The sequence below is a fragment of the Rhodanobacter thiooxydans LCS2 genome (genome assembly GCF_000264375.1).
GTDB classification, from domain to species: domain Bacteria; phylum Pseudomonadota; class Gammaproteobacteria; order Xanthomonadales; family Rhodanobacteraceae; genus Rhodanobacter; species Rhodanobacter thiooxydans.
The window spans coordinates 1-239 of record NZ_AJXW01000044.1 but is presented as its reverse complement, the minus strand read 5'-3'; the positions used below and the strand labels follow the sequence as shown (position 1 = coordinate 239).

Sequence of the window (239 nt, the reverse complement as noted above, 5' to 3'; positions counted from 1 at the left end):
GCCGAGCGCGAGGCGCTGGAGAAGAGCCAGCCGGCCAGCCAGGCCAGCGCGTTGCAGCAACTGGCGGCATTGCGTGATGCGCTCGCCACGCTGCCGCTGAAACCGCTCGACGGCGCCCCGAGCGAGGCCACCGATGCCTGGTCGCGCATCCGCCACGCGCTCGCCAGCGTGGTCAGCGTGCAGCGCGACGACGGCGCGCCGCTGGCGGTCGCCGATGCGCGCTTCGCGCGCGAGCTGGC

General features: G+C 75.3%; 1 pseudogene. It reads left to right on the top strand.

What is annotated here, in order from left to right:
- Positions 1-239 (top strand): annotated as a pseudogene (locus tag UUA_RS19610) (uroporphyrinogen-III C-methyltransferase); the annotation flags it as partial.